The organism is Halobacillus salinarum (genome assembly GCF_022919095.1).
Lineage (GTDB): Bacteria > Bacillota > Bacilli > Bacillales > Halobacillaceae > Halobacillus_B > Halobacillus_B salinarum.
In genome coordinates, this window is the sequence record NZ_CP095073.1 from 660,134 (window position 1) to 673,275 (window position 13,142).

A 13,142-nucleotide genomic window follows, 5' to 3' on the forward strand; every position below is an offset into this window, starting at 1 on the left:
ACACTGGAGGGATATCAATGACAAAGGCAGAAGAGCATAAAACAGAAGCAGATATTACAACTCATGACCGTAACCCTTATGAAATCGTTCAGGAGCTGCTCAAAGAGTCCGTGGAAACGCTGGGACTTCACGATAACGTCTATCACCTTTTGAAAAAACCGATGAGAGTATTAGAAGTCTGTATTCCTATTCGCATGGATGATGGGACGATCAAAAATTTCACAGGATTTCGCTCGCAGCATCTCGATATTTTGGGGCCAACAAAAGGTGGGATTCGATTTCATCCATCTGTAAATGTAGATGAGGTGCGTGCCCTTTCCATCTGGATGTCGCTGAAGTCAGCGATCATAGATCTTCCTTTAGGGGGAGGTAAGGGGGAGTGATCGTGAACCCTAGAGAGCTCTCAGAACGTGAGTTGGAGGAACTCAGTCGAAGCTATATCCAAAAGATTGCTTCCATTATCGGTCCTCAAAAGGATATTCCAGCCCCTGATGTAAATACAAGTCCGAAGATTATGGGGTGGATGATTGATGAATTTGATAAATTAAGGGGATTTAACATTCCGGGAATGTTAACAGGCAAGCCTATTATCATTGGAGGTTCAGAAGGCAGGCTCGAAGCTACCGGCCGGGGTGTCGTGTTTATGATTAGAGAAGCTGCAAAAGTTCTTGGGATGGAGCTGAAAGAGTGTACCGCAGCCCTTCAAGGGTTTGGAAATGTCGGAAGTATGACAGCTAAATTTCTTCATGAGCAAGGGGTTAAGGTCGTCGGGGTAACGGATGCTAAAGGCGGGATCTATGATGAGAACGGTCTTGACATTCCTGTCCTGCTTGATTTTATAAAAGAAGGAAAATATGTATCGGATTATTCCAAAGCTTCTTCTATAAACAATAACGATTTGTTTGGCTTGGACGTAGATATCTTAATTCCAGCAGCCATTGAAAACCAAATTACGGATGAAACAGCCCCTATGATCAAAGCGAAAATACTCGCAGAAGCAGCAAACGGACCAACGACGCCAGCCGGGGATAAAATCCTTGAGGAAAAAGAGATCTTCGTCATTCCTGATATCCTCTGCAACGCGGGTGGGGTCACTGTATCTTACTTTGAGTGGGTTCAAAATGCGATGAATTATTATTGGAAAGAAGAAGAAGTAAATAAACAATTGGAAGAGAAGATGGTTACAGGTTTTCAAAACGTTATCAAGATGCGTGAAGATCGCCAATGCAGGATGAGGCAGGCAGCTTATATGGTAGGAATCAAACATATCGTAAAAGCTCTTCATGCACGCGGATGGATTAAAGATGATGATTTATCAGCGGATTAAGCCAGGACTCGAGTCCTGGCTTTTATTGTGAACCATATGTTTTTAAGGTTGACAGTTAGAAAGAACTCCGATAATGTTTGTTGCAGATGGTTACATAAAAATGAAGTAGGTGGTCATAGTGAAACTCAAAACAATGGTGTATGCAGCGATGTTTGCAGCAATCGTAGGAGCTTTAGGCTTGCTGCCTCCGATTGTAACGCCGTTTACTCCCGTTCCAATTACTGCTCAGACGTTAGGGGTGATGCTTGCGGGATCTATATTAGGAGCGAAACGCGGCGGATTAAGCCTGCTCGTCTTTGTCCTTTTAATAGCGGTTGGCGCACCTTTACTAGCTGGAGGAAGAGGGGGACTTGGAGTCCTTTTAGGTGCTTCTGGTGGCTACGTCCTGAGCTGGCCAATCGCCGCATTTGTCATCGGTTATTTAGTCGAGATGTTTTGGAATAAACAGAATATTGCTTTGTTAATCCTGTTTAATTTCCTGGGTGGAATTGTACTTGTGTATGCAGCTGGGATCAGCTACCTTTCATTTGTCACAGAAACCCCATGGACAAAAGCAGCTTTTGCAGCCCTCATCTATGTGCCTGGAGATGCTGTGAAAATGGTACTGGCAGCCCTGCTTGCTCGTCAGGTGAATCGCGTTTACCCTATAATTGAAAAGGATAAGAAATCAAAATTTTCTAAAGCAGCATAGAAGGTTTACCAGCAGGTGAGCCTTTTTTCTTTGCCGAAAGGAGGATTTGTATGGCAGTCATTGGTGCCAGATTGGCAGAGTCTGCAGAGTTGTTCCCAGACAAGAAAGCTTTAATTACTGAAAATCACTCTATTACATACTGTGAGCTGCAGCAACGAGTAGAGAGGCATAAGGGAAGACTGAAGGTTTTAATGTCCAGCATGAAAGGCAAGAAAGTCGGCTTTATGCTTAGTAACGATTCTCCGTTTTTGGAATTATTTATTGCCATAAGCTCAGCTGGTGCAATCGCAGTCCCTTTTGATCCAAAGTGGACGGAAGAGGAATTTGATCGCGTCACTTCTTATGCAGCTGTTGATTTTATCGTTTATGAGGAAGGCTTTCTTTCTAGATTTCCTTCCCTAAGGAAAAAAGGGCTATCCTGGAAAGCTTTTATCCAGGTGGCGCCTGGCAAAATGCACGCAGAAGCAAACAGCGGCGATCTGTTTTACATCGGTTTCACTTCAGGAACTACAGGTCTTCCGAAAGGTTATCAGCGTACTCATTCTTCCTGGGCGGATTGCTTCTTGTATGGCGGACGGGTTTTTTCTCTCACAAAAGAAGATCACATCCTTGTTCCAGGTCCATTGGTGCATTCCCACTTTCTCTATGCAGCTTTACAGTCCCTGCATATCGGTGCCACGCTTTCTTTAACGTCTTCCTTCAACAGTGCGCTCGTCATGGACCTTGTTAAAAACAAAAAAGTAAACGTTGTATATATCGTACCTACGATGTTTGAAGCCCTTAGATCCATTGCATCTTTTCCCTTTTATTTAAAGGCATTGATCTCTTCAGGAGCAAAATGGGAAGCCTCATCGAAAGCTTCTGCTGCCCGTCTTTTTCCAAACACGGCCATCTATGATTTTTATGGGGCATCAGAATTAAGTTTTGTAAGCTTTCAGAAAGTTGGAGATCAGCATGAAGAAGGCAGTATTGGTACTCTTTTCCCGTTAGTTGAACTTCAAGTGAGAAGAAAGAATGGGCAAGCAGCTGCACCGGATGAAGAAGGGTTTATTTATGTGAAAAGTCCCTGGATCTTTTCAGGTTATTATCATGATCCTGTTGCTACTTCTCAAGTGTTTAACGACGGCTGGGTCACCACCGGAGACATCGGCTGCACGACCGACTATGGGGAGACGTTTTTAATCGGCAGAGCCCACAACATGATTATCAGCGGAGGTTTAAACATTTATCCAGAAGAGGTTGAGAAGGTCATAAAAGATGTTCCTAGGGTAAGTGAAGCGGTGGTTGTGGGTGTCCCTGATGAGTACTGGGGAGAGAAAGTCGTTGCTTTATACAAGAAAAACGGACCGTTGAACCAGCAGGAATTAGTTTCTCGATGCGAACGTACTCTTTCCTCATATAAACAGCCGAAGCACTGGATTGAAGTAGACCAATTTCCTTACACCTCCAGCGGGAAAGTCGCACGCAAACAAGTGAAAGAAGCTTATGTCAATCAGTTAGGAGCGTTGTCATGACAGTTCCCGTCATAATAGAAGCGGTTCGTACGCCGATCGGCAAAATGGGAGGAACATTGAGTTACGTAAGACCTGAGAAGCTTGCCAGTCCGTTAATTCAACATCTTGTAGAAAAATTTCAGCTCGCTAATGAAACGATTGATGATGTCCTGCTAGGCAATGTGGTAGGTCCAGGAGGGAACTTAGCCCGTCTTTCTGCGCTGGAGGCCGGGCTTCCTTTTGACGTACCGGGGGTTACTGTGGATCGCCAATGCGGATCGGGTTTAGAAGCCATACATATGGCAGCGAGATCCATACAGGCTGGTGCCGGCGATATCTATTTAGCCGGTGGAGCGGAAAGTACAAGTCTTGCCCCATGGAAATTTGAAAAACCAGCTTCCCTGTATGATCAACGAGGTCCCAAGTATTATTCGAGAGCACGTTTTTCACCGGAGTCCATAGGCGATCCAGATATGGGCGTTTCAGCGGAGAATGTAGCAGAGAAGTATGGCATTACGCGTGAACAACAAGATGAGTATGCCCTTCATAGTCATTTAAAGGCTGTCCATGCTCAGGATCATCTCCATTTTGAAGAAGAAATTGTACCTATAGAAAACGTAACTCGTGATGAGTGCCCGCGAAGGGGAACATCACTGAATAAATTAGCAAAACTTAAGCCTGTATTTAACCAGGAAGGCACAGTTACTGCTGGGAATGCATGTCCGCTTAATGACGGGGCGGCACTCGTACTAATGATGTCACTGGATAAGTGCCGTGAGTTAGGATTAACACATTTGTGCCGGTTTGTAGATGCTCAGACAGCAGGTGTGGATCCACATCTATTAGGTATTGGACCGGTTCCGGCTGTCTCAAAGCTTTTAAATCGGTGTAATCTAACTATTCAAGATGTAGACACCGTGGAATTTAATGAGGCGTTTGCTTCACAAGTTCTCGCCTCTTTAACGGAGCTGGAAATTCCATTGGATAAGGTTAATCTATCAGGAGGTGCGCTGGCTCTAGGACATCCCTATGGTGCATCGGGAGCCATATTAGTTACAAGGTTAGTATCAGAAATGAAAAGACACTCATTTACGCGAGGGATCGCTACGATGGGGATAGGCGGAGGTATGGGGATTGCAGGATTATTTGAACGAATAGAGGAGGAATAATGATTGAAGACCTGGATTGGTTATAAGACAGAAACGATTCCAATTTCTGTCGATAAAGGCCAGGCAATGGCATTTGCAAAGTCTATTGAACTGGATCATCCTGTTTATTTTGATGAACTCTCCGCAAGAAAAGAAGGGTATGAAGACATTCCTCTCCCTCCAACTATGATCATTTCATTTTGGCACAGATTTCATCTGCCTTGGTTGAAGAACGATCAAGGGGTTATTCATGCTGAACAGCATTTTTCCTATTATCACTACCTTTTAGCTGGTCGTACGTATGGATGTAACGCGAGGGTTGAGGATGTGTTTAGAAAAAAAGGCAGGAAAGGTCCGATGTTGTTTGTCGTACAAACGCTTGATGTTTTTATGGAAAATGAACTCCATGCTACAGCTTCATCCACACTACTTTTTCCCGAAGAAGGGGACTGTTATGGAAAACTATAAAGAAGGTTCCGATTTACCAGTACAGTCATTCAGGAATATTTCAAAAGAACAAGTCCTTACTTATGCCAATGTCTCGGGAGATATGAATACGATCCATCTAAATAGAGAAGCAGCCCGACATTCTGGTTTTGACAGAGAAGTTGTCCAAGGCATGTGGTCCATGGGAATAGTTACGGCATCTATCCATAGATGGTTTGGTCCACAGTCCTTTATAAAGGAATTCACCTGCCGTTTTACCAGCCCAATGATAATCGGCGATTCTTTATTGGTTTGCGGAAGTGTCGTCACTGTAACTGCGGTAGATATAGAGATATCGATTGAAGGAGTGAACCAGGAAGGGAGTACCATTCTTAAGAATAGAGCGATAGTAAGGAGGAAGGTTCATGAAGGATGAAGTCATTATCATTACGGGTTCTACTCGAGGTATTGGGAGAGCAGCAGCAGAGTATTTTTCGAATCTCGGTGCTGCTGTGGTCATCAATGGCCGTAGTGAGGAGCAGGTAGAGCAAGTCGTCCGTGCGATTCGGCAAAAGGGAGGTCGAGCCGTTGGTACTGCCGTCTCGGTAACTAACGAGCATGCAGGTGATACATTGGTTGAAACTGCAGTTAACGCATATGGAAAGGTAACGGGACTGATTAATAACGCAGGTTTTGTCAGTGATCGGATTTCGTATCGTATGGAACTGGACAGTTTTACAAGTGTTTTGGATGTTCATGTGAAAGGATCCTTTATATGCAGTAAAGCAGTAACGAATTACTTAAGAAGCAAGAGTAAGCCTGGCTTTATCATTAATATTACCTCACTGGCAGGATTAGCTGGGAATCCTGGGCAAGTCAATTATAGTGCTGCTAAAGGGGCGGTAAACGGGATGACCTGGACGTTAGCAAAAGAATTGATGAAGGATAATATTATCGTCTACGCTCTTTCGCCTGCCGCGGTTACAGATATGACCCGTCCCCACGTTGAACAGATGAATCAGAAACACACAGATGAAGAAGAGAGTTACTGGGATATCGGTTCAGCAGAACAAGTGGCTGCTTTTTTATCCAAGATGATTATAAACAGACGGCTCTCCGACTCTGGTGCGATTTATTCCATTAATAAAGAAGAAGAAGGATATTGGCTTCCCCCTTCTTATGTAATGCTCTGAATGTATGCTGGACTTCCTTGTTATGATATGGTTAATGGGAGAAACGGAATGTTTAATATAAGGCAGGGAAGATAATGGCGCAGGAATTTACCGTAAAACTTCGTTATCCACATGTGAATAAGTATAAAAAAGGGTATCCACTTATCCTCAAGGATGCAATTGACCGACCTGAGTTGCTTAAGCAGGAGGGGGCGGTGATTAAAGTCCTTGATGACCAAGGGAACTTCGTTGGACGAGGCTTTGCCGGGAAGCAGAACAAAGGTCTCGGCTGGATCGTTACCCATCAAGAGTCTGATCAGTTGGATGCTTCCTTTTTCGATCAGAAAATCCAACACGCTTTAGAGAAAAGACATGCTTTTTTTCTAGATGAGGACACGGATGCTTTCCGTATTTTTAATGGGGAAGGCGACGGGATCGGTGGACTTACAATTGATTACTTTGCTGGGTATTATGTAATCAACTTTTATAGTGAAGGCATTTATGCTTTCCAGTCTTGGGTTATAGATGCAATCAAGAGAATGACTGATTACAAAGCGATTTACCAGAAGAAACGTTTCGGGAAGCAGGGCACTTATATCGAAGAAGATGAATTTGTGGCAGGGGAGAGAGGAGAATTCCCCATAATTGTTAAAGAAAATGGAATCCGCCTGGCTGTTTATCTTAATGAAGGTGCCATGGTAGGAGTTTTCCTTGATCAGCGGGAGGTACGCAAAACCCTTCGTGATCAATATGCCGAAGGATGCAGTGTACTCAATACGTTCTCTTATACGGGAGCCTTCTCTATCTTTGCTTCTGCAGGAGGTGCCTCTCATACGACCAGTGTGGACTTGGCAAATAGGAGTTATGCAAAGACGATCGAAAATTTCAGTATGAATGCTCTTGATTTTGAAGCACAGGACATCATTGTTGAGGATGTCTTTAAGTATTTTAAATACGCGAAACGCAAAGAGAAGTCGTTTGATATCGTTGTATTGGATCCCCCTAGTTTTGCCCGTTCTAAAAAACACATGTTTCGAGCTGAAAAAGACTATCCTTCTTTATTAAAGCAAACGATCGATATCACTGAAGATCAGGGCATGATCATTGCTTCTACCAATTGCAGTAAATTTAATATGAATAAATTTAAACAGTTCGTTAAGCAAGCTTTTCAGCAATCAGGCTGTCCATACAGAATTGAAAAAGAGTTTTCCCTCCCTTCTGATTTTCCTACTCTCCCTCATTTTAAAGAAGGGAATTATTTAAAAGTATTATTCATTAGAAAAGGTTAAATTTTCACTTTTGGCTACACTGGTGCACAACCGGTGTAGCTTTTATTTTTGTTGTGTTTGCAATAATGTGTACATGTTTACAAAAATGACTGCTTTTGTGTTCAATTTAGTGTACATGTATACAAATATGTGTACAAGTTGTTAAATCAATGTGTGTACGTGTTTGTATGCAAGTACACAAAAATGAAGGCATGTATGCAAAAAAGAATGCGGAAAAAGACACATTGACTAATAATAGAATATTTAATAGATTTAAACTAATGTGAGACAATATCTGTCCTTGCAAAATAAATCCAAAGGGAGTTTGATGATATTGACAACTGCTAGAATAGCTGCGATTGACGTAGGAAATGATGCGCTCAAAGCGAATTTCGGGAAACTGGAATCTGATTTATATATTCCAAACGTAATAGCAAGAGACTTAGAGGATCGACCAGTGATCGGAATAGAAGAATTAGATGAGAAAGATCCACTCGATAATATACATATTCGAGTGCATTCACCTGCCTTGAAAGAAAATAACGCCATTTATCGTGTAGGTACACTGGCAACAAAAACGAGCAATTCGACGGAACTTGACCCAGGAAGCTATAAGTCAGAAGAAGATCAGACTTTAGTTATGCTGTTTGCTGCGCTGGCACTTGACGCGGTTTCAGGCAAGAATGCAGCCTCCAGCAAAAACAATGTGATCGATGCGGATTATATTCTTGGCACCGGCCTGCCTTTGCGGGAAGTCAAGGAAGGCAAAGATGTAGGCTACCGCTCTCAGCTGCTAGGATCTGTCCACCAGGTGGAATTCCTTGTCACGCCTAAGTATCAAGGAATTAAAGTGAATTTAAAATTTGACGAAGTAAAAGTCTATCCAGAAGGATTTGCAGCCTATGTGAACCTTGTTATGGATAATGAGTTGAATATTATCAACAAAGAACTGATTGATAAACAAATCCTCATTCAGGATATTGGTGGATTATCTACAGATATTGCTGTAATCCGCAATCGAAACGTCGATGACGATAAAGCCCAGGGCTTTAACTTAGGAGTGGCTGAATCGCTTGAAGCTATTCGAGATGAAATCTTAACGAAGCATGGAGTGGAATTGGACAGCCGCCGTGACGTAGTGGATATTATCACGCGTAATAACGACCGCCACCATATTATGGTGAAAGGCAGCCGCACGAATGTGCACGATATAACAGATCGTATTCTGCTTGAACTCGCTAAGAAACAGTACCGTTACCTGCGGAATGTTTGGCAGAAAAATTCTCAATCAGAGATCTGCTATTTTGTTGGTGGAGGTTCTGCAGTCTTAAAAGACTATATTAAAACCTTGAATAATAAGCTGGACGGATTCAATATTGAGTTTTTTGAAGATGAGAATGAAAGCATTTGGATGATGGCTAATGCTTACTATAAATTGATCTCTGATTTCATTCGCAAAAATTACAAGACAACAGAAAAAGACAGCAAAAAAGATTCAAAAGAGAAAACGGCTTCATCGAAGTAAGGTGATAAGATGCCAAATTCAAAAAAGAGTGTGGAACGGGGACAATCGATTACCTTTCGTGTCCCCTCAGACACACCAGATCATCTATTAAGGCAGCTTTCTGAGTTAAAAGATAAGGAACGGCGGAATTTTTCCAGTAAAATCGCTCAATTTGTCCTGCAAGGGGTAAATGACTCACTGGCGAGAGAAAAAGAAACCATTACAGTCCCTCTCCCCCGTAAGCTGACAAAAGAGCAGCGGAACTGGATCAAGCATGAACACTCAGAGGCACTTATCGGCAGTATATTGTATCAGCTCATGCTCGATCCTATGAGAGCCACTTCATTACTCGCTTCACTCAACAGCAATGCCTATGATATCGATGAAGCATTATACTTACAGGAAGAAATGGCTGCGTCTCACGAGCCCTCCCCTTCCCCTGTCAGTCATAACGAATCAACTTCCTCCCTTCCTGAAGAAAAGGATGAAGCTGATTGGGGCGATATTGATGATAAGCTGGACGATTTAAACTTGGACAGCCTGCAAAATGATTTGCATACACAGCAAGAGAAGAACGAAGAAAAAGAAGAGAACGACGATGATTTATTAGGGGACTTTCTTTCCAGTATGAATAAGTAAAAAGCCGAGTAGAGTATTCACTCGGCTTTTTTATGGACAAAATTTTGAACAAAATTACGGACTTAGTAGTACAAAAACACGGACTAATAAAAACAAAATCATGGACTGGGTTTTCTGGATAAGTTGGCTTCGGCTTTCTGAAAGGCTTCTTCTGTGCCTATGAATCCGAGCATCGTAGTAATGGCATCGCCGTCTTAAGAAATACAAGAACTTAAATAAACCAATGGTCCGCGCTTTTCAATGTATTTACAAGAAAAATTACCCTGTGGTGCCCCTTTGTATCCATTGTATGTATTATGAAATTCGAATAACCCGTCTTGATAAGCAATAGTATTTTGATAATGGGAACCATCGTGGTCAAAGATATCAATGGTGATGGGATCTTCGTGTCTCTGTTGACTAAGCAGGTCTACGATTGGATCAATGTGACTAACCTTTAAAACTCCTTGAGCAATTTGATCAAATGACTGAGCCTTGTGTTCTACCACCACACTCTGTTTTAGCCTCTTTTATCGTCATTTCCTTATGAGGTTCGTTCTGACATCCGGTGGATATAAAAATTACAGCCAATACGAACAGCAATCGTTTCATGTCCAAACCCCCCCTAATTATCTAAGGGCATTTTAACTTAAAACTTACATAATATTCTAAAAAAAATACAGGCGGTCTTAGATAGACCGCCTTACCATAGATGTACTAACGTGAGGAATCATATTCAGCAAACTTAACAAAAGTATTTTCATCCTCTACTAGTCCACAGGCTCCGCACTGAATCTTTTTCGCAGGCCCCTGATAGCTAATATGAAACGCATCCAATTGACCATTCTCGTATTCATTAACGATGTTCCCAGACTGCGGGTCTAATTTCACCGCTTTTGGCACTTGCTCAATGATATTAAAGCGGGAGCGGTTTGTCTTACAATTGGGACATAAATAGGGTTTCATATTTAACACCTCCACACGTTATTCTTACCAATACCTTGTGAAACATGTAATATGAAGTTAGGAACGGAGCGAGAAAGGGAAGTGAAGATATTAAGAAGAAAGAATGAAGGTGGTGACGTGATTGGGCGACGTATTTACCAGACAGGTGGATAAAATGGGAAGAATCGTTATTCCTAAGGAAATACGCGATCAGCTTGATTTTATGAATCAAGTGTTATCAATTGAAGTTTTCAAAGACAGCCGGGGAATTAGTGTCGCAAAGACCGGTAACAAGACTGAGGATACGAAATCCCTCGATAACTATGGCCGTCTCCTTATACCAATAGAACTAAGACAAAAGCTTGGATGGGAGCAGGGAAAAGAACTTGAAATAACACTTGAAAAAAATAAAGCTGTTCTGCAGGATCAGATGGCCCAGTGCCAGATTTGTGGATCAACAGATGCCCTGCTTGCTGTAAAGCAAGCATTTATATGCGAGGGGTGCTTACAGGAAGGATTGGAAAAGAACACTAATGAATGGACAAGCTTCGTGGACGAGCTGGTCTATGAATACCAAGAGGAATGCCTTGCTTCCTTAAATTTTGAAAACACTGAAGACGTTCATCAGGCGAGAGTGAAAGGGCGTAGGCTCAGCGCTTTGTTAGGATTTATTGGGCTGACAAGCGATCACGGTCTCATGGACAAAATACACCGTGCCCATGGAATTTTAGGCAAGGTCAGAGAAAGAGACGTGCTGATCGAAGAATTTGAAAAACGTGCAGACAATGAAGAAGATGAGGACAAAGCAAAGGTGTATCAACAAGTTGCAGAAAAAGTAGCTAAAAAAAGAGAGAAGCACCGAAAACGTATGCAACAAGAATTACCTGAAGTGATTGATCAGGAGTTTCTCGATTTATGGAGTGAATTTAAAAACCGTACATTCAGAAAATACGTGTTTATTGTCGACGTCACAAAAAGGCTGGAAGAATATGAAGAGGCATTTAATCAAAAAGTAGAAGACTATCAACAGTCTGCCGCTAACGAAGGCGTAGATTCCGAAGATGCTCTTGATGAGCTGCATCGTGTGAGAATTGAATCCAAATATTTGCGATATATTTACCGTTATCTTCACGATATTTATAACGAGGATTATAAAGAACAAGCTGACCATTATAAAAGTTTCCAAAGACAATTCGGGACATTAACGATTTGCGTAATTGGATAGAAGAAGTACGAAAGCATCGTAAAAAAATTGATGAAGATAAGAGTGTAGTGAAAAAAGTTAGAAAAGAGTTAGAGAAAGAGTTGGCAGAGCACTTAGAACAGGTTACTATTCGTCCAGATAGAGCTGAAAAAGTATAAGAGAAAATCCACGCGTTTCCTGCAAGCAGGAGCAGCGTGGATTTTATTTATCGGGATAAAAAAGTACGTAAAACCTGTTCGGAAGTGTGGGTTAAAGCTTTTTTACTATGTGAAGGCTCCAAAGCTTTTTTTAGATCCAAGGGTTCCGATTGAATGGAAAAAACTGCAGTCAACATTTTGTAATCTCCATTGAGATCTACCTTTCCAGCTAGCGCAAATACAGGCTTTTTGTACTTTTCGGCTAATAAACCAATGGAAACAGGAACCTTTCCGTTGGCAGATTGAGCATCAAGACTGCCTTCTCCTGTAAAGACAAGATCCGAGTCATCTATGAACTTTTCCAATTCGACAAGTTCAGCTATTACATCGAATCCGGACTGCATCTTTGCATTAAGTACTCCGGTAAGAGCACCGCCAAGGCCACCGGCAGCACCTGCGCCTTCTATTTCCTGTACATTTCTACCGTTAAATTTTTCAATGGCTTTTGAAAACCGAACAAGACCTTCATCCAAGAGTTGGACTTGTTCGTTTGATGCTCCTTTTTGAGGTCCATAAATATAAGCAGCGCCGTTAGTTCCATGGAAAGGGTTTGTGACGTCAGAAGCAATCGTGATCTGGCAGTTACTCAACTTCTCCGCCAAATCAGTATCTTCGATTTTATCTGCCTCAAGAAGAATATTCCTATCCCACTCGAGCTCTTTATCATCTGCATTGTAGAGCTTGTAGCCTAAAGCCTGCAATAACCCGGTTCCACCGTCAGTCGTTGCACTGCCTCCCAGAGATACGACTATGTCGCGATATCCCTTTTCTACTGCGGACCGGATTTGCTCTCCAAGTCCAAATGAGTTATACAAGAGCGGATCACGCCCTTCGTCAGGTATAAGGTCAAGCCCTGTACTGCGGGCGCATTCGACAAAAGCCACCTCTTTCCCTTCATGGGAGAGAATGACATAACTCGTATCTACTAAACTCCCGTCTGGTCCGTGTACAGCGATTGGCACTTCTTTATGAACCCATTTTGTTAATGCGTCAATTGAACCTTCTCCACCATCAGCCATTGGTATTAAGATTGTTTCGGCTTCTGGGGCGGCTGCTGTGACTCCTTGCTCCATGGCTTCACAAACCTCCTGGGCTGAGAGGGACCCTTTAAAGGAATCAGGAGCTAAAACTACCTTCATCTCAATCACA

General features: G+C 42.4%; 14 protein-coding genes and 1 pseudogene. 12 read left to right on the top strand and 3 right to left on the bottom strand.

The annotated features are described in order from the left end of the window. The first annotated feature begins 17 nt into the window (after nucleotides 1-17). From MUN89_RS03565 to MUN89_RS03610, 10 genes and pseudogenes are all read left to right on the top strand, one after another. Nucleotides 18-1,327: pseudogene (locus MUN89_RS03565) on the top strand (Glu/Leu/Phe/Val family dehydrogenase). Nucleotides 1,328-1,445: 118 nt separating this feature from the next. Beyond that, nucleotides 1,446-2,018, top strand: a complete 573-nt coding sequence (locus MUN89_RS03570; RefSeq protein ID WP_244711472.1) for a biotin transporter BioY — start codon at nucleotides 1,446-1,448, stop codon at nucleotides 2,016-2,018. A 50-nt stretch (nucleotides 2,019-2,068) separates the two neighbouring features. Then, a complete protein-coding gene (locus MUN89_RS03575) occupies nucleotides 2,069-3,532 on the top strand; it encodes an AMP-binding protein (RefSeq protein ID WP_244711474.1) in 1,464 nt (487 codons plus the stop codon). Then, nucleotides 3,529-4,680 (top strand): thiolase family protein, encoded by a 1,152-nt coding sequence (locus tag MUN89_RS03580; protein ID WP_244711476.1) that lies wholly within the window; start codon nucleotides 3,529-3,531, stop codon nucleotides 4,678-4,680. Before MUN89_RS03575 ends, MUN89_RS03580 begins: the two co-directional genes overlap by 4 nt. 3 nt (nucleotides 4,681-4,683) lie before the next feature. Next, nucleotides 4,684-5,127, top strand: coding sequence for an FAS1-like dehydratase domain-containing protein (locus tag MUN89_RS03585; protein WP_244711478.1), 444 nt, complete (start codon nucleotides 4,684-4,686; stop codon nucleotides 5,125-5,127). Continuing rightward, a complete protein-coding gene (locus MUN89_RS03590) occupies nucleotides 5,114-5,521 on the top strand; it encodes a MaoC/PaaZ C-terminal domain-containing protein (RefSeq protein ID WP_244711480.1) in 408 nt (135 codons plus the stop codon). Before MUN89_RS03585 ends, MUN89_RS03590 begins: the two co-directional genes overlap by 14 nt. Next, entirely contained in the window at nucleotides 5,511-6,278 is a 768-nt protein-coding gene (locus MUN89_RS03595; RefSeq protein WP_244711481.1) for an SDR family NAD(P)-dependent oxidoreductase, read from the top strand. Before MUN89_RS03590 ends, MUN89_RS03595 begins: the two co-directional genes overlap by 11 nt. Nucleotides 6,279-6,352: 74 nt before the next feature. Next, nucleotides 6,353-7,546 carry a class I SAM-dependent rRNA methyltransferase gene (locus tag MUN89_RS03600; RefSeq protein WP_244711483.1) on the top strand — a complete coding sequence of 398 codons (1,194 nt, stop codon included), beginning with the start codon at nucleotides 6,353-6,355 and terminating at the stop codon, nucleotides 7,544-7,546. Nucleotides 7,547-7,859: 313 nt separating this feature from the next. Beyond that, a complete protein-coding gene (locus tag MUN89_RS03605; protein WP_244711485.1) occupies nucleotides 7,860-9,050 on the top strand; it encodes a ParM/StbA family protein in 1,191 nt (396 codons plus the stop codon). Nucleotides 9,051-9,059: 9 nt separating this feature from the next. After that, on the top strand, nucleotides 9,060-9,668 hold the full coding sequence (locus MUN89_RS03610) for a hypothetical protein (RefSeq protein ID WP_244711487.1): 609 nt from the start codon (nucleotides 9,060-9,062) through the stop codon (nucleotides 9,666-9,668). A gap of 194 nt (nucleotides 9,669-9,862) precedes the next feature. On the opposite strand, the gene MUN89_RS03615 is transcribed toward MUN89_RS03610, so the two are convergent. Further along, nucleotides 9,863-10,156 (bottom strand): hypothetical protein, encoded by a 294-nt coding sequence (locus MUN89_RS03615; RefSeq protein WP_244711489.1) that lies wholly within the window; start codon nucleotides 10,154-10,156, stop codon nucleotides 9,863-9,865. A gap of 208 nt (nucleotides 10,157-10,364) precedes the next feature. Then, on the bottom strand, nucleotides 10,365-10,613 hold the full coding sequence (locus tag MUN89_RS03620; protein ID WP_244711491.1) for a DNA alkylation repair protein: 249 nt from the start codon (nucleotides 10,611-10,613) through the stop codon (nucleotides 10,365-10,367). Between the two features lie 121 nt (nucleotides 10,614-10,734). Between MUN89_RS03620 and MUN89_RS03625 the strand changes: the two genes are divergently transcribed. Next, entirely contained in the window at nucleotides 10,735-11,817 is a 1,083-nt protein-coding gene (locus MUN89_RS03625) for a CHAD domain-containing protein (protein ID WP_244711493.1), read from the top strand. Next, nucleotides 11,802-11,954 carry a hypothetical protein gene (locus MUN89_RS03630; RefSeq protein ID WP_244711495.1) on the top strand — a complete coding sequence of 51 codons (153 nt, stop codon included), beginning with the start codon at nucleotides 11,802-11,804 and terminating at the stop codon, nucleotides 11,952-11,954. The genes MUN89_RS03625 and MUN89_RS03630 overlap by 16 nt, the downstream gene beginning before the upstream one ends. Before the next feature lie 47 nt (nucleotides 11,955-12,001). On the opposite strand, the gene MUN89_RS03635 is transcribed toward MUN89_RS03630, so the two are convergent. Then, nucleotides 12,002-13,132, bottom strand: coding sequence for a glycerate kinase family protein (locus tag MUN89_RS03635; protein ID WP_244711497.1), 1,131 nt, complete (start codon nucleotides 13,130-13,132; stop codon nucleotides 12,002-12,004). Between the last annotated feature and the right edge of the window lie 10 nt (nucleotides 13,133-13,142).

Bases quoted from the DNA above. Each gene is read 5' to 3' on its own strand.
- MUN89_RS03595 (WP_244711481.1), top strand. From the start codon at position 5,511: ATGAAGGATGAAGTCATTATCATTACGGGTTCTACTCGAGGTATTGGG.
- MUN89_RS03600 (WP_244711483.1), top strand. From the start codon at position 6,353: ATGGCGCAGGAATTTACCGTAAAACTTCGTTATCCACATGTGAATAAG.
- MUN89_RS03610 (WP_244711487.1), top strand. From the start codon at position 9,060: ATGCCAAATTCAAAAAAGAGTGTGGAACGGGGACAATCGATTACCTTT.
- MUN89_RS03590 (WP_244711480.1), top strand. From the start codon at position 5,114: ATGGAAAACTATAAAGAAGGTTCCGATTTACCAGTACAGTCATTCAGG.
- MUN89_RS03580 (WP_244711476.1), top strand. From the start codon at position 3,529: ATGACAGTTCCCGTCATAATAGAAGCGGTTCGTACGCCGATCGGCAAA.
- MUN89_RS03635 (WP_244711497.1), bottom strand. From the start codon at position 13,132: ATGAAGGTAGTTTTAGCTCCTGATTCCTTTAAAGGGTCCCTCTCAGCC.
- MUN89_RS03620 (WP_244711491.1), bottom strand. From the start codon at position 10,613: ATGAAACCCTATTTATGTCCCAATTGTAAGACAAACCGCTCCCGCTTT.
- MUN89_RS03575 (WP_244711474.1), top strand. From the start codon at position 2,069: ATGGCAGTCATTGGTGCCAGATTGGCAGAGTCTGCAGAGTTGTTCCCA.